Origin of the sequence: Alteribacter populi, assembly GCF_002352765.1 — a bacterium.
Classification (GTDB): Bacteria; Bacillota; Bacilli; order Bacillales; family Salisediminibacteriaceae; genus Alteribacter; species Alteribacter populi.
Window position 1 is genome coordinate 779,849 of record NZ_KZ293963.1, and the last position, 16,141, is coordinate 795,989.

Genomic DNA, 16,141 nt, shown 5'->3' on the forward strand with positions numbered 1-16,141 from the left:
GTGTATTACACTAATTAGTACACTTAATATATTATTCTCGTAATGAATGAATGTCAATACCTTTTTTTAATTGTGCGGGGACAGTCCCCGCACAATTCGCTCTCGCACATTTTTTTACATAAAGAAGGTCCCCTTGATCTTGAATCAAGGGGACCTTCTTAGTCTTCTCCGTTATTATAACGTTCCATTATTTCCAGCAGGAGGGTCGTTGCTGGTTTCGGGCTTTTCTACCCAAGCGTCAGCTACTTCACCTACGTCTGTTACATCAAAAATAAAGGATCCGTTTGTATAGCGGTCGCTTGGTCGTACTTTTTTAGCTTCAATTGAGCCGACCGTTCCATTTTCTGATTGAATGTAGATCGTTTCCGAACCATCTACAGTAAAGAACTTTGCTATACGATGTGGTTGGCGTTTTAATTCTTTAAGCATAACAACCCCGCGCTTAGCTCTTGTTGTTTTTTCAAAAGCGGAGAGGCTCATGCGTTTATAAGCTCCACGTTGGGTAATTAAGAACAGGTATGGGGTCATATCTTGAGAGAACACTTGACCGCTCACGACAACATCTTCAGCCTTTAAATTAACGGCTTTCACTCCAGCTGTCCTTTGGCCTGTTAAGCTAACCTCTTCTTCATCGTACCATAATCCATAGCCTAGACGAGTCGCAAAGAATAAATCCATTTTCCCGTCGGTGAGATGTACATCAATCAATTCGTCATCTTTCTTCAGCTTCACTGCCATTAATGCTTTAGAATACCGTTGTGCTTTATAATCAGCAAGACCGGTACGTTTAACCATTCCGTTTTTCGTGACAAAAAAGAGGTAATGGTCTTCGTTAAACTCTTTAACTGGCATTGCTTTAAGGATCTCATCGTCACTTCCCATTTGAACGAGGTTTGCGACATGCTGTCCGTTATCTTTCCAGCGAATTTCTGGCAGTTGATGAACAGGTAAATACAAATACGAACCTTTTTTCGTAAATAAAAGTAGTGTTTCTGTCGTGTTGATCTCATATTCACCGATCAGCCTGTCCGTTTCTTTCATACCTGGTAATTCACCTTTTGAGCTTGCGTAGGACCTGAGACTTGATCGTTTGACGTAACCTTCTTTCGTAACGGTCACCATTACATCTTCAGAAGGGACAACGACTTCAAGATTAATCTTTAAATCTTCAATTTGTTCTTCCACCTGTGATTTACGCTCTTCAGCATACTCTTTACGGATCGCGCGTAGCTCACGTTTGATTTCACCAATGAGTTTCTTCTCACTCGCTAAGATTGCTTCGAGCTTCTCAATTTGCTTTTTAAGCTCTTCTGATTCTTTTTCAAGTGTCGTAATGTCTGTATTTGTTAAACGGTAAAGCTGCAACGTAACAATCGCTTCTGCTTGCGCCTCAGTGAAACCATAGGCCTCTTGGAGGGCACGTTTAGCGTCGCCTTTATCTTTAGACGCACGAATTGTTGCAATCACGTCATCGAGAATGGAGATGGCTTTAATTAAACCTTCGACGATATGTTGTCGTTCTTGTGCTTTTCTCAAATCAAACTGTGTCCGTCGTGTAACAACTTCTTTCTGATGCTGTATGTACGCATCTAATAAATGCTTCAACCCTAATTGCTGAGGCGTTTTATTATAGATCGCCACCATATTAAAATTATAGGAAATTTGCAAATCGGTGTTCTTAAATAAGAAATTTAAAATCCCTTGTGCATCTGCATCTTTTTTCAATTCAATGACAATACGTAAGCCTGTACGGTCTGTATCATCTCTGACTTCTGCAATACCGTCTACTTTACGATCTAAACGAAGTTCATCCATCTTTTTCACGAGGTTTGCCTTGTTTACTTCAAAAGGGATTTCGTGAATGATGATTTGCTCACGACCTCCACGCATCGTTTCAATTTCGGTTTTTCCACGCAAAACGATTTTGCCTTTCCCCGTGTTATACGCTTTTTTTAAACCTTCAACTCCTTGGATAATCCCACCTGTAGGGAAATCTGGACCCTTTATATATTCCATCAAGTCATCCACCGTACAATCTGGTTTTTCCATTTGCATGATCGCAGCATCAATAACTTCACCCAGATTGTGTGGTGGAAGATCTGTTGCATAACCACTGGAAATTCCTGTTGAACCATTTACCAACAAGTTTGGAAATCGTGAAGGTAAAACGACCGGCTCAGAATCTGAATCGTCAAAGTTCGGCATAAATTCAACTGTATCTCTTTCAATGTCTTTAAGCAGTTCAGATGATATTTTAGAAAGCCGCGCTTCTGTATAACGCATTGCAGCTGGTGGGTCGCCATCAATAGATCCATTATTACCATGCATCTCCACGAGCAGGTGGCGCATTTTCCAATCTTGACTTAAACGAATCATCGCTTCATAAACGGAACTATCTCCGTGCGGATGATAGTTTCCGATTACGTTACCTACTGTTTTTGCAGACTTTCGAAATGGCTTGTCTGCTGTATTCCGATCATGATGCATCGCATATAAGATACGACGCTGAACAGGCTTTAGTCCGTCTCTTGCATCCGGTAAAGCACGATCTTGAATAATGTATTTACTATAACGTCCAAACCTGTCTCCGATCACGTCTTCTAGAGGCAGGTCCAAGTATCGATCTTTTTCTTGCTCCACTTGATTACTCCTCCTCGGTGACCATTAAATTTTCACTGTCTAAAATGTTTGTTTCTTCTTCAAGACTAAAGGCCACATTTTTTTCAATCCATTTTCGCCTTGGTTCTACTTTATCGCCCATTAAGGTGGATACATGTCGTTCCGCCCGGGCGATATCATCAATTTTAACTCGAACAAGGGTACGGGAGTCCGGATTCATCGTCGTTTCCCAAAGCTGAGTGGCATCCATTTCACCAAGACCTTTGTATCGTTGAATGGTATATCCTTTACCTACTTTTTTCATTGCTTCTTTCATGCCGTCTTCATCCCAGGCATACTCTGTTTTCTCTTTGGCACCAGTACCTTTACTTACTTTATATAGTGGTGGTAGAGCGATATATATTTTTCCTGCTTCAATTAACGGACGCATATAGCGATAGAAAAACGTCAGAAGTAAGACTTGAATATGAGCACCATCTGTATCAGCATCGGTCATAATCACAATTTTATCGTAATTGATATTATCCAAGTCAAAATCAGGGCCTACGTCGCCACCAATTGCATAGATAATTGTACGGATTTCCTCGTTTTTCATAATGTCAGCAAGTTTCGCTTTTTCTGTGTTGATAACCTTACCTCGTAAAGGCAACACAGCCTGGAACTTACGGTCGCGCCCTTGCTTCGCTGAACCTCCTGCAGAGTCCCCCTCTACAAGATATAGCTCGTTTTTCTCTCGATTTTTCGACTGTGCTGGCGTGAGTTTACCACTCAGCATCGCGTCCTTCCGCTTGTTTTTTTTCCCATTACGAGCATCTTCACGTGCTTTTCGCGCAGCTTCTCGAGCCTGTGCTGCCTTAATTGCCTTACGAATGAGCGTGTTGCTGACTTCAGGGTTTTCTTCCAAAAAGAACGTCAATTTTTCACTTACGATTGAGTCAACTGCGGAGCGAGCTTCCGGTGTTCCGAGCTTTCCTTTTGTCTGTCCTTCAAATTGCAATTTATCCTCAGGGACTCGGATCGAAACAATCGCTGTAAACCCTTCGCGGATATCGTTTCCATCTAGATTTTTATCTTTTTCTTTAAGCAGCTGAAGCTTTCGGGCATGCTCATTAAAAATCCGTGTGACACCAGCTTTAGCCCCTAATTCATGGGTTCCACCGTCTTTCGTACGAACATTGTTTACAAATGACAGCATATTCTCTGTATAAGCATCGCTGTACTGAAAAGCGAAGTCAACTTCAATTCCTTGTTGTTCCCCTTCAAAGGAGACTACAGGATGAAGCGTTTCTTTCTCTTCGTTCAAATAGTCGACAAAAGCTTCAATACCAGTGTCAAATTGAAACGTATCGCGAACCGTCTCTCCTTTAGGGCGTTCATCGACGAGTTCAATTTTCATACCTTTAATTAAAAAGGCTGCTTCACGAAGTCGTTCAGATAACGTTTCATAATTATAGTGAATGGTATTGAAAATTTTTGGGTCTGGCTTAAAGTGAACGACTGTTCCAGTTTTACGTGTCGCACCAGTCTTTTCAAGCGTTGTCACTGGTTTTCCACCTTGTTCAAAGCGCTGATGGTGCACAGTACCATCACGGTAAATCGTCACTTCCAAAAACTCTGAAAGGGCGTTTACAACAGAGGAACCTACGCCATGAAGGCCGCCGCTCGTTTTATAACCACCTTGTCCGAATTTTCCTCCAGCATGAAGGACAGTAAAAATGACTTCCGGTGTCGGTTTACCTGTACGGTGCATCCCCGTTGGCATACCGCGTCCCTCGTCTTTTACACTGATACTCTCATCTTTATGTATGGTTACTTTAATCTCGTCTCCGTAACCTGCTAACGCTTCGTCAACCGCGTTATCAACTATTTCAAACACGAGGTGATGCAGCCCCCGGTGATCTGTACTCCCTATATACATACCAGGTCTTTTTCTAACAGCATCTAAGCCTTCAAGTACCTGAATGGCATCATCATTGTAGGTAAAACTAGACTGTTGCGTCAATCTTGTTACTCCTTTCTATCCGTTCAAGCTACCTATTCTGCTCCACTTCTCTTTTTCTACTCATATGAAGCCTATCCCTCTTTTTAACGATCGAAGGAATATAAGAACTGTGCTATTATCATACCATAAGAACAAATGTTCTCGCGTCGAATTCTTAATCAATCATACCATATGATGGAAAGCGCCTTTTGCACTATGTTTAATGTAGCGATTAATGTGCCGTTTTTCAAGCCGTTTTATAAAATAATGTTGAAATCATAGGATTTACGAGTTATTTTATTTATTCATAACAAGAAAAGACCTATATTGATAGGAGCCTTTGTAATCAATATATCCCTCATCATACACTCTAATCCGAACTAACAAAAGCAGACTCTCTTTGCTGACCGGACGTATGAAGCGATGCGAGATACCATTGGTAATAAAACAAAACAAATCCTCTCTTTTACGAGAGGATCGCTCGCTATCTTAGCATTATCATTTCGTTATTGCATGTTCTACTTTAATGCACCGGTCCATAATCACTTTCATGCCTGCATCTTTAGCAATTTGATAGGCATTTTCATTTTCTAAGCCTAACTGTGCCCAAAATACATCAGCGTCAATTTTAGCGGCGTCCTTTGCAACCCCCGGTAAAAATTCACTTCGTCTAAATACATTGACAATATCAACATGTTTGTTAATTTCTTTTAAGGAATCCAGCGCCTTTTCTCCTAACACTTCGCTACAATTTGGATTCACGGGAATGATTTCATACCCTGCAGATTGCATCGCTTCAGAAACTTGATATGATGTACGTTCAGGATTATCTGACAGACCGACAACAGCAATACGTTTAGCAGTTTTTAATATGTCTTTAATTTCATCTCTAGATGGATTTTCCATGGGATCGAACACTCCTTTTTGTACATTTACTAATTGTATTGTTCCTCATTGGAATTGTCACTAAACAAATGACTGGTTATTTAACAATCATAACAGGACACTTTACACGTTTGGCAACTTTATGGCTGACACTCCCTAAAACCATTTGCTGAAACGGATTCAATCCACGGCTGCCAATGACAACAAGGTCCCATTTCCCTTCGTTCACTGCTTTTACAATTGAGGGACCAGGTTCTCCAAAAATAGCTTTCATTTCATAGATTAAATGATGTTTCTTTAATAGGTCTTCAATTGGACGAAGTTTTTCCTTTCGATGTTCCGGCAAAGATTGAAGCGGGTAGCCATTACCCAAAACATCGGACCGAATAGGCGTTTCATCCACAACATGTACGAGCGTGATTTTAGAATGTTCGATTACTTTTGCTATGCCCGCTGCTTTTTCAGCAGCTCTTAAAGAATGATCTGATCCATCGGCAGCTAAAAGGATCTTTTTAAACATCATGATCCCTCCCTTGTAAACGCTTTCTTTCTATTATAATCGATAATCTTTATATTTTCTCGGTATAATACACAATTTTCAGAAAATATTTGCTATATTTTACAAAAGGAGCGTCCCATTGGACACTCCTTTGATCTTTCAGTCGCTTAATAAGCCTTCGTTTACAAGGTAGTCCCTAGCAACATCCATTGCATTTTCATCCCCAACTTCTACTCGATGGTTCATATTCTGCATTTCCTCATCACTGATTTTTCCTTCCAACTGATTCAAAATAGCTTCAAGCTCTGGATATTGATTGAGAGTATCGGCTCTTACTAAAGGAGCTCCTTGATATGGAGGGAAGAGACCTTCATCATCTTTAAGTACTGTCATGTCGTATTCTACGATGTACCAATCCGTTGCGTAAGCGTCCATGAGATCAATATCTCCAGATTCAAGCGCATGTGGTCTGAGACCCGCTTCCATCGTTACAACATCAAAATCGATATTATATAGATCCTGAATGCCTAAATAACCATCTTCACGATCAGAAAACTCATGGGTAAATCCTGCCGTTAAATCGTTGTTATAAGAAACCAAATCGGAAATCATTTCTACATGAAGTTCTTCAGCACGGTCTGTCATCATAGCGATTGCATACGTGTTGTTAAACTGCATCGGCTGTAAGAAAACGAGACCGAATTCCTGCTCCATGACGTCTTTTGCTTGTTCAAAAACCTCCTCTTCATTCGTTGAATTAAGTTCTTCATCAAGTAAGCTCAATAGAGCAGTTCCTGTAAATTCTGGATAAATATCAATATTTGCAGATTGTATCGCATTAAAAACAAAGTCCGTTTGTCCTAAGTTCGGCTCCAAGTCAACATTTAAATCCGTCGCATCCTCAATTAACAATTTATACATATTAATAATAATTTCGGGTTCTGACCCTAATTTTCCGCCAACTGTAATGTCTGCTTGTTGCGGTTTTACAATGAGTGGACTCATTACAATAAGAGTAGCGATCAGTACAACAAAGACAATGGGTTTAATCGAGTTACCAGCAGATCGCCGCTCAGTAAAACGTAAAATAACGTCAAAGAGTAGGGCGAGTAGTGCAGCAGGAATCGCTCCTAATAGAATATACTCATTATTTGACCTGGAAATACCTAACATGATCAAGTCTCCCAAACCACCAGCACCAATAAGCGCTGCAAGCGTTGCCGTCCCAACAATAAGGACCATCGACGTCCGGACACCTGCCATAATAACAGGCATCGCAATGGGAAGTTCAATTTTATGAAACCTTTTAAACGAGCACATGCCCATCCCTTTTGCTGCTTCAACCAGGGATGAGTCTACTTCTTTGACTCCCGTATAGGTATTTCGTAAAATAGGAAGTAGTGCGTAAGCCGTCAATGCTACGATCGCAGGTGTTGTGCCTATCCCGATCAGTGGAATCATAAACCCAAGTAAAGCTAAGCTCGGTATCGTTTGCAAGACTGCTGATGCTCCGATAATTGGTTCAGCTACCCGTGGAAATCGGGTTAAAAAGATCCCTAAAGGTAACGCAATAAATACACTCAGCAGTAAAGAGATGATAGATAGCTGTAAATGTTCCCAAGTAGCCGTCCAAAGTAAATCCTGTCTTGATTGGAATAACTCAACAAAGCTTTGAAATTGGATCACTTTCTATTCCTCCCTTTTAAACGGGCATCACTAATATAGAAAGCAATGTCTTTAATTGTAATAACACCTAACAATTGTCCAGATTCAACGACAGGTAAGACATCTTGATTTGCCTCTTTAAACACGTTCATTGCATCATGAAAAGTCTGAATCGGCCTGACAGTATAGTTAAAAGGGACAATGTCGCCATCTTCACCAAGTACCCCTTCAAATGTATGGTTGTTATATTGATATACAAACAGCGGCTGATCAGGGCTTGTTCGCTCCACATGATTCGTGAAGGTCTCGTTCTTACTGATCATATAGTGCATTCCACTCGACCCTGTCCTGAGTAAGGTCCGGACTTCGTGTGCCCATCTATTCTCACGGTCTCCTATAAATTCTTTAATAAAATCATCTTTAGGTCTTTGCAATAATCGAGACGGCGTGTCTATTTGGACGACACGTCCTTCCTTCATTACACAGATACGATTCCCAAGAGCTAACGCTTCATCTATATCATGTGTGACAAAAACAATCGTTTTCTTTATTTCTTGCTGGAGCTTCACAATGTCTAGCTGTAACTGCTCACGACTAATTGGATCAAGCGCACTGAATGGCTCATCCATCAAGATGATATCAGGATTTCCGGCCAAAGCGCGGACAACTCCAACTCTTTGCTGCTGGCCACCAGACAATTCGCTTGGTTTTCGATCTCGATATTTATCTGGGTCTAACCCTACCATGTCTAAAAGGTCATCAACCCGTTTAGCAACTTCTGCTTTTTTCCATTTTTTTAATTCTGGTACGATCGCAATATTTTCAGAAATTGTCATGTGCGGAAATAAAGCAATTTGCTGTAGCACATAGCCAATATTCCACCGTAACTGTTTAATTTCCTGTTCCTGAATATTTTTACCGTGAATATTAATTACACCTTCAGTCGGTTCAATTAACCGGTTAATCATTTTCATCGTTGTAGTTTTACCACAGCCGCTCGGTCCAATTAAGACAAAAAAATCACCTTTTTCTATCGTAAAAGACAACGAATCAACCGCCTTCGTTCTGTCTTCAAAAACTTTTGATACGGAAGAAAACTCAATCATGGCCACACGTCCTTCATTTGGATACTGGTTACTTCAATTGTTTTTCTAAAGAATTTCCTCTATTAGATAGACTTTTGTATGTATAAAAAGAAACTCTATGTTATATTTCACGTTTCCGATTTTGTGAAACGTTTTTTTAGAGTGAAAGTATAACGAGACAGCTACTTTCACGCCGCTCGTCTCAAGAGAAAAACACCCTTGAGACTTTAAAACATACGACGGAAGCTAACGCTTTTTTTTATAAAAAATTACTACGCGGCTGTCTTATAATTTTTACTTAAAGTACGTGAAATATTTGAATGAAAAAGTGGCTTCCTACTTAAACGACATAGGAAGCCACTTTAATTTTAGTCCTGTGTTGTGAGGTCGTCCATCCATTGACTGACGTGTGTTTTTGCCTCGGTAAATTCGGCTTCCCAGTCTGGTAAAATACCCTCGTTCATTTTAGACTCGGGAAGAATAGCATAATCTCGCCAGTTGGTTCGATCTGTATAAACAGGTATAAACGTTGGTTCATCGATAATCGTGAATGTTGCGGGCCCGGCGATGACTCTTTTTGCTGTCACTTGTGCCATCCCGCCAATTCGCCTTTCGACTCCTTCTTGACCTGAAATGAAGTTACCTAAAGAATAAGCAACAAACACTTGTCTCCCATCACTTGTATGTAACCATTCAAAGGGGTGAAGGACATGGGGATGATGTCCAAAAATGATATCAGCGCCTGCTTCAGCTGCTATGGATGTAATGGATGTCTGAAAATCATTTGGATACGCTGTGTATTCATCTCCATAATGAAGGTTTAAGACAACGACATCTGAATCTTCTTTTGCCTTCGCAACTTCACCTTCGATCCTCTCTTCATCAATGAGGGCGATAAGATGCTCTTTACCTTCCGGGACTTGCATACCATTAGTCCCGTATGAATAGGACAAAAAAGAAAAAGTAAGACCGTTAACATTTGTTGTTCTTAACGTCTGCTTGTCTTCCTCTGACTCATAAGCACCTACATAAGGAAGGTCAATAGCATTCAAATGATGTATCGTATTTTCTACGGCTTCAGCACCATAATCGAGAGTATGATTATTGGCAATGCTAAGCATGTCGAACCCTGTCTTTTGCAATGCATCTCCGACTTCTTTTGGACTATTAAATCGAGGGTAGCCTGATAAACCAACGGTTTCACCCCCGAGCATCGTTTCCTGGTTTGCAATCGCAAAATCTGCTTGCTGTATGTGAGGCGCAATGTGTTCAAACATCGGATAAAAATCAAATCCATCCTCCGATTGTGCATCATGAAAAATACTGTCGGAAATCAACACATCCCCTACGCCGAGAATTGTCGCTTCTTTATCTACTTTAGTATTCCTACTGGATTGTATATATTCGCGAACTGTATGGTTACTTGTTTCCTTAATCATTTCCTGACCACTGACTTCTCCTATAATACGAAAGCCAAAGATAGAACCAACGACCGCAATAATGACTATTAAAGCTGAAATAGACCTTTTCATAAGTTAATTTCCTTTCAATCGTTTCATAAACTATCTAGTTATAAAATATCACTCTTGACGTATTTTTAATTAGATTTTCTCACTCTATCAGCATAACAAAAAATTTCGTTTTTGTAACGTTAATATGACATTTCCATTACAAAAAAGTCGTATATTTTCATACAGTACACAATTTAGTCAAATTTTCGACATACATAACATACAACGAAATCGATTGACCTATGAGATTTAAACAACCAGCTAAGAAGATAAATGCCTAAAGAAAAAACAAAAAAACCCGGAGTTCCGGGTTTTTAAGTAATACGTTTAAACTTTCAGCTTATAGACATCACGATATTTATCTTTTAAATAGTGAATTAAATAACTTGGATCAATTGCTTCTCCTGTCGTTTCTTTTAAGATATCAAGAGGAAGTTTACTTTTTCCGTATTGATGAACGTGCGTTGTCATCCATTCTTTGATCGGTGTGAGTTCTCCTTTGCGGAGAAGATCTTCAAAGTTATCATTCAACTCACTTTGCAGTGCATTCATTAGTTGAGCAGCGTAGACGTAACCTAGCGCATAGGACGGAAAGTAACCAAACGCACCACCAGACCAATGCACATCTTGTAATACACCTTCTCCGTCATCATTTGGGCGAACCCCAAGATATTCTTCCATTTTATCATTCCATGCTTCAGGCAGGTCTTTTACTTCGAGCTCACGATTAATTAAGGCTTTTTCAAGTTCATAACGGACAATAATATGGAGTGCATAGGTCATCTCATCTGCTTCAATTCGAATAAGAGAAGGACCTGCCACATTAATTCCTCGGTAAAACGTATCAAGGTCGACTTCATCAAACTGGCCGTCCGCATAATCTTTTAAAAGGTCATAATTTTTCTCCCAAAAGGCACGATTTCGTCCGACGAAGTTTTCCCAGAAAAGGGATTGTGATTCATGAATGCCCATCGAAGTCCCAGAGCATAATGGTGTACCTACCAGATTTTCTCCGATATTTTGCTCATAGAGAGCATGACCCCCTTCGTGAATCGTACCAAACACAGCGGTGCGAAAATCATCCTCATCGTATTTTGTTGTCACTCGTACATCACCAGGGTTCAACCCAATTGCAAACGGATGCACTGTCGTATCTAAACGGCCTGCCTCAAAGTCGTATTGCATCTGTTCTAATATTTTTTTACTTAGTGCTTCTTGGTTCGAAGCAGGAAATTTTTTAAATAAAAAGTCTGTTTTCGGTTTATCTGCTGCCTCCGTTACCGCTTGTACAAGAGGCACGAGATGATTTCTTAATTCACCAAAGACACGATCTAACGTTTCCACGGTAAGACCTGGTTCATAATCATCGAGTAGGGCATCGTATTTATTACCCTCATAGCCAACCCATTCAACATACTTCCGGTTAAATTCCACAATCTTTTCTAAATAAGGACGAAAGCTTTCAAAGTCTGCATTCTCTTTCGCTTCTGGCCAAATCGATTCGGCATTCGATGTTAACACAACGTAGTCTTGAAACTCTTTTTCTGGAATGTTTTTTTGCTTATCGAAATTTCTTTTACATTCTTTCACAGAAGCGATCGTGACTTTATCAAGTTGATCTTGAACGTTTTCATCACTCAATACCTTTAAATAATGCTCCATTTGAGTTGAAATGGACATTTTAAAGACTTGAGATGACAAAGTCCCTATGACTTCAGCACGCTGACTTGCTCCCTTTTTTGGAGCACCTGTACGTAAATCCCATGCCATCAGACCAAGAGATTCATTATAATGACTCATTCTCTTAACATAGTCCTGAAACTCTTTTTTTATTATCTCTACATTGTTATGACTCAAATCGACTCATCTCCTTACAATTCAATCTTTAACTCATTCGTAATTCCGGTCTTTAATTCCTGCTTTTTTAGGATAAAATTTCTTACCTAATCATGATTATTGATTCTTGTTTGAATTTCAATGTAAAATAAGTAGGCGAAGTTGAGGAGGTTGGATTAATGAATTTAACGATTACTGAATCTGCGGTAAAATTTTATAAACAGGAAATGAAATTATTAGACAATGACGCGGTGCGTTTTTTTGTAAGAGTAGGCGGAGTTGGTTCAGGGGGGTTTTCAGCAGGTATTACAAAAGATCTCCCTGTCTCAGATCGGCATTCCGTTACCGTAAACCATATTACATTCTATGTATCAAGCGATGACGAATGGTATTTTGATGGGATGACGATTGATTTCAACGAAGATCGCGGTGAAGTACAATTTTCTAATCCAAAGATCGAGGACGTAACTAATCCTCAAGGAAAAGGCTAAAAAGTGATGTTGTTCATGGCTGATTTTTTGAGCCCTATTTATACAGTACGTGAAATATAAAGAATAACAAAAGAGGCTGTCTCTTCACGTTTTGTAAAGAGACAGCCTCTTTTGTTATTCTTTAGCCTCATCAAGCTGATTCTCTAATTTTTCGATAAGTCCCCGGGAATATTCTCCTAATTCCCCGCTCATTTCATAATTCACAGCTTCCTGCAATTGTCTTTTTGCGTCATTTAATGCATTTGTTGCGGTCTCAAGCTGACCTGTATCCATGCTCATGGTCGCTTGTCCGACCATTTTTTGAGCAGCTTTGATTGCCATCTCTACTTGCTGAATGTCGTTAAATGGTTTAGACATAATCTTTCCCCTGCCTTTTATAATTTTCTTAATTTACCCTGCATTTTCGATCATTTCATTGACTTCATCTTGATGCTCTTCCACCCATTCACGGGCTAATTCCTCTTCGTCTCCACCGTCTTCAATTTCGGCAATCATTTGCTCCACTTCTTCTACATCTATGCTCCAATTACTGAAAAATTCATAGGCTTCTGGAGCATTTTCCGCTAGTTCTCTATTCACTACAACATGTACTTCCGATGTTTCAAAATATCCTTGTTCATCTTCGAGCACATTCAAATCGTAATCGACAAACATTGGATGAGGACGCCAGCCTAAAAATAAAATTGGGTCTTCAGACGGAACGTGACGTTGGACTTCAGACAGCATCCCCGCTTCACTTGATGCAACATACTCAAGATCTAAGTCGTATTCCTCAATCATTTCTCTTGACGTTTCTGTCATCCCAGCTCCTTCTTCAATGCCATAAATACGATTGTCAAATTGATCTTCCTGTCCTTGCAGATCTTCAACTGATGCAATTCCTTCCACGTAATCAGGGACTACCCAGCCCAACTCTCCGTCTGGATAACTAACTGAAGCACTTTCAATTGTATCCTCATACTGCTCCATATAATCTTCGTGCATATCTGGAAGCCACGCATCCATAAATACATCCAAATCACCTCGTGAAAGCCCTGTATAAACAGCACCTGCATCAGCTTCCTGTAGCTCAACGGTATAACCCATACCTTCAAGAATTTCTTTTGCGATATAGGTAGGAGGAATCGTTGAAGTCCAGTTTGTGACACCAAAGTGAATCGTTTCATCACGGTCTTCCGCACCATCCTCTTGTTCACCTTCATCTGGAGTGGCTTCTTCTCCGGTATCATCCTCAACTTCTTCACCTATGCCACAACCGTTCATTACGAGAACTGCCATGATCCCTAGTACCGCAAACACGAGTACAAACCACGTCCAATGCTTTCTCATTTCTTTCACTCCTTATCTTGAAAATTTATCGTTCCGTCTTGATTCCTTGCGTAATTCGATCCAAAATAATCGCCAATACAACAATCCCTAAACCACCAATGAGTCCAAGTCCTACGTTAACACTTGAAATACCGGATAAAACGATCGAACCAAGGCCTGGTGCTCCAATCATTGCAGCGATAACTGCCATCGAAAGCGCAAGCATAATCGTCTGATTAATCCCTGCCATGATCGTAGGCAAAGCAAGCGGAAGTTGAACTTTCATCAGCATTTGTCCTGAAGTGGAACCGAATGCTCTAGAAGCTTCCACGACGTCTTCTGGCACTTGGCGTATTCCTAAATTCGTAAGTCTGACACAGGGTGGAGTTGCAAAGACAAAGGTTGAAATAACAGCCGGTACGCCCCCTAAACCAAAAAGTAAAATCGCCGGGATAAGATAAACGAAACTCGGCAACGTTTGCATAAAGTCGAGAATTGGCCGGACGACTTTAAGCACGCCTTCTGATTTAGCACTCCAGATACCTATTGGAATACCAATAATGATCGACAGAAATGTCGCAACAAATATAATCGCCAGCGTTTGCATACCCTCTTCCCACAGATCAACAGACCCGAGATAAAAGAGACCAATCAAACTGAAAATCGCAACCCCCTTCCCCGCTAAATACCAGGCAAGAACGACGATTATGATTGTTAATACTTCAGCTGGGATCGCATTTAAAGCCCAATTTATCCACTCAAGTAACGTTCCAATCCATCCCCCTGCCATATCGAAAAACGGACCTAAGGTGGGGATCAGCCAGCTATTTACAAAATCATTTGTCCACTCTTCTAATGGAAAATAAAAATAGTTCATGCTATCCCTCCTTTCCTTGATCCGCCGGGCTAGTATCCGTTATCACTTGGTTAGTAGCCATATCATTCTCATCCTCAGCAGAGTTCTCTTCGTCTTCTGTTTCTTTTCCGATTACGAGTCCTGAAAGAATTGAAACGCGCACGATAATCCCGCGAAGTTTTTCATCTTCCACAACAGCAATCGGATAGTTTGTTTCTGCTGCGATTGGAATTAATTGATCTAGTGGTGTATCAAGTTCTGCAGTGGCATAACCTTGGATGAGTAAGTCATCAATCGACTGATCACTGTCAATGGCTTTAACTGCATCATCAATCGTAAGTAACCCTTTTAGGACATTACCGCGATCGACAACAAAAATACTGGAGATGCCTTTTTCCTTCATTCGCCTTACCGCTACCCTTGGTCCGTCTTTCGATGAGGTAACCACGTCCGGTTTTTTCATGACATTTTCAGCAACAAGTACCTTGGAGCGATCGACATCTTGAACGAAGCTCGCAACATAATCATTAGCAGGCTCTCTCATAATTTCTTCTGACGTACCAATTTGTACGATTGCACCGTCCTTCATAATCGCAATCCGATCACCAAGCTTTAATGCCTCATCCAAATCATGAGTAATAAAAAGGATTGTTCTATTTAGTTTATCTTGAAGCTCTAAAAGTTCATCTTGCATGTCTTTTCGAATGAGCGGATCTAGGGCGCTAAATGCTTCATCCATGAGAAGAATATCAGAATCCGTCGCAAGAGCTCGTGCCAGTCCAACGCGTTGCTGCATCCCGCCGCTCAGTTCATCCGGATAACTGTTCTCATAACCACCAAGACCTACTGCTTCAATTGACTGTTTCGATTTTTCTTCACGTTCTTTCACTTCAATCCCTTGGATCTCTAGTCCATACTCTACGTTTTTTTGGATCGTTCGATGAGGTAAAAGAGCGAAACGTTGAAAAACCATCCCAAGTTTCGCCCTTCTCGTTTCTATGAGCGATTTTTTATTCATCTTTGTAATGTCTTCACCATCAATTAGCACTGATCCTGAAGTCGGTTCGATTAATCGATTCACAAGACGAATAAGTGTTGATTTTCCGCTCCCGGAAAGCCCCATAATCACAAAAAATTCCCCAGCCTCCACTTCAAAGCTTGCTTGGTTTACCCCTACGGTATTACCTGACTCTTTTAAAATCTGATCCTTCGACTTCCCCTCTTTAAGAAGGGAAACGCCTCGTTTAGGATTCGGACCAAATACTTTCGTTAGATTACGCACTTCAATCTTCTTCATTGGCGTTCTCCTTTATAAGTCCTTTATTCTCTGCTTACTATTTACAATTTCTGCTGATTCATGCATAAAAGTGGGAGGAAAATGGGCTTCTTCCTATTGAGATTAATG

General features: G+C 40.4%; 13 protein-coding genes. 1 reads left to right on the forward strand and 12 read right to left on the reverse strand.

All coding sequences use genetic code 11. From position 1 onward, the window contains the following. Nucleotides 1–174: 174 nt before the first annotated feature. From parC to CDZ94_RS03885, 8 genes are all read right to left on the reverse strand, one after another. Nucleotides 175–2,640 carry a DNA topoisomerase IV subunit A gene (gene parC / locus CDZ94_RS03850; RefSeq protein ID WP_096435206.1) on the reverse strand — a complete coding sequence of 822 codons (2,466 nt, stop codon included), beginning with the start codon at nt 2,638–2,640 and terminating at the stop codon, nt 175–177. Between the two features lie 4 nt (nt 2,641–2,644). Next, a complete protein-coding gene (gene parE, locus CDZ94_RS03855) occupies nt 2,645–4,621 on the reverse strand; it encodes a DNA topoisomerase IV subunit B (protein ID WP_096435207.1) in 1,977 nt (658 codons plus the stop codon). Between the two features lie 477 nt (nt 4,622–5,098). Beyond that, a complete protein-coding gene (locus tag CDZ94_RS03860; protein ID WP_096435208.1) occupies nt 5,099–5,506 on the reverse strand; it encodes a CoA-binding protein in 408 nt (135 codons plus the stop codon). A 76-nt stretch (nt 5,507–5,582) separates the two neighbouring features. Further along, nucleotides 5,583–6,005, reverse strand: a complete 423-nt coding sequence (locus CDZ94_RS03865) for a universal stress protein (RefSeq protein WP_096435209.1) — start codon at nt 6,003–6,005, stop codon at nt 5,583–5,585. Between the two features lie 138 nt (nt 6,006–6,143). Continuing rightward, entirely contained in the window at nt 6,144–7,670 is a 1,527-nt protein-coding gene (locus CDZ94_RS03870) for an ABC transporter permease/substrate-binding protein (protein ID WP_280951823.1), read from the reverse strand. Next, nucleotides 7,667–8,755: an ABC transporter ATP-binding protein gene (locus CDZ94_RS03875; protein WP_096435210.1), complete on the reverse strand. Its 1,089-nt coding sequence runs from the start codon at nt 8,753–8,755 to the stop codon at nt 7,667–7,669. The genes CDZ94_RS03870 and CDZ94_RS03875 overlap by 4 nt, the downstream gene beginning before the upstream one ends. Nucleotides 8,756–9,102: 347 nt before the next feature. After that, a complete protein-coding gene (locus CDZ94_RS03880) occupies nt 9,103–10,266 on the reverse strand; it encodes a CapA family protein (RefSeq protein ID WP_096435211.1) in 1,164 nt (387 codons plus the stop codon). Between the two features lie 306 nt (nt 10,267–10,572). Further along, entirely contained in the window at nt 10,573–12,102 is a 1,530-nt protein-coding gene (locus CDZ94_RS03885; RefSeq protein ID WP_096435212.1) for a carboxypeptidase M32, read from the reverse strand. Nucleotides 12,103–12,260: 158 nt separating this feature from the next. Here CDZ94_RS03885 and CDZ94_RS03890 point away from each other — a divergent pair, with 158 nt between their 5' ends. Next, the gene (locus tag CDZ94_RS03890; RefSeq protein ID WP_096435213.1) at nt 12,261–12,572 is read left to right on the forward strand and encodes an iron-sulfur cluster biosynthesis family protein; all 312 of its coding nucleotides are present in this window, start codon (nt 12,261–12,263) and stop codon (nt 12,570–12,572) included. 114 nt (nt 12,573–12,686) lie between these two features. Here the strand turns inward: CDZ94_RS03890 and CDZ94_RS03895 are convergent, their stop codons facing one another. The 4 genes from CDZ94_RS03895 to CDZ94_RS03910 are packed head-to-tail and all read right to left on the reverse strand — an operon-like array spanning nt 12,687 to nt 16,033. Continuing rightward, nucleotides 12,687–12,929, reverse strand: coding sequence for a DUF2564 family protein (locus CDZ94_RS03895; RefSeq protein ID WP_096435214.1), 243 nt, complete (start codon nt 12,927–12,929; stop codon nt 12,687–12,689). Nucleotides 12,930–12,962: 33 nt separating this feature from the next. After that, complete coding sequence (locus CDZ94_RS03900; protein ID WP_232735749.1) at nt 12,963–13,901, reverse strand: glycine betaine ABC transporter substrate-binding protein; 939 nt, start codon at nt 13,899–13,901, stop codon at nt 12,963–12,965. Nucleotides 13,902–13,926: 25 nt separating this feature from the next. Beyond that, nucleotides 13,927–14,757 carry an ABC transporter permease gene (locus CDZ94_RS03905; protein WP_096435215.1) on the reverse strand — a complete coding sequence of 277 codons (831 nt, stop codon included), beginning with the start codon at nt 14,755–14,757 and terminating at the stop codon, nt 13,927–13,929. A 1-nt stretch (nt 14,758) separates the two neighbouring features. Continuing rightward, entirely contained in the window at nt 14,759–16,033 is a 1,275-nt protein-coding gene (locus CDZ94_RS03910) for a quaternary amine ABC transporter ATP-binding protein (protein ID WP_096435216.1), read from the reverse strand. Nucleotides 16,034–16,141: the final 108 nt, after the last annotated feature.

Coding starts and splice junctions, on each gene's coding strand:
- CDZ94_RS03860 (WP_096435208.1), bottom strand. CDS start 5,506: ATGGAAAATCCATCTAGAGATGAAATTAAAGACATATTAAAAACTGCT.
- CDZ94_RS03865 (WP_096435209.1), bottom strand. CDS start 6,005: ATGTTTAAAAAGATCCTTTTAGCTGCCGATGGATCAGATCATTCTTTA.
- CDZ94_RS03875 (WP_096435210.1), bottom strand. CDS start 8,755: ATGATTGAGTTTTCTTCCGTATCAAAAGTTTTTGAAGACAGAACGAAG.
- CDZ94_RS03880 (WP_096435211.1), bottom strand. CDS start 10,266: ATGAAAAGGTCTATTTCAGCTTTAATAGTCATTATTGCGGTCGTTGGT.
- CDZ94_RS03890 (WP_096435213.1), top strand. CDS start 12,261: ATGAATTTAACGATTACTGAATCTGCGGTAAAATTTTATAAACAGGAA.
- CDZ94_RS03895 (WP_096435214.1), bottom strand. CDS start 12,929: ATGTCTAAACCATTTAACGACATTCAGCAAGTAGAGATGGCAATCAAA.
- CDZ94_RS03900 (WP_232735749.1), bottom strand. CDS start 13,901: ATGAGAAAGCATTGGACGTGGTTTGTACTCGTGTTTGCGGTACTAGGG.
- CDZ94_RS03905 (WP_096435215.1), bottom strand. CDS start 14,757: ATGAACTATTTTTATTTTCCATTAGAAGAGTGGACAAATGATTTTGTA.
- CDZ94_RS03910 (WP_096435216.1), bottom strand. CDS start 16,033: ATGAAGAAGATTGAAGTGCGTAATCTAACGAAAGTATTTGGTCCGAAT.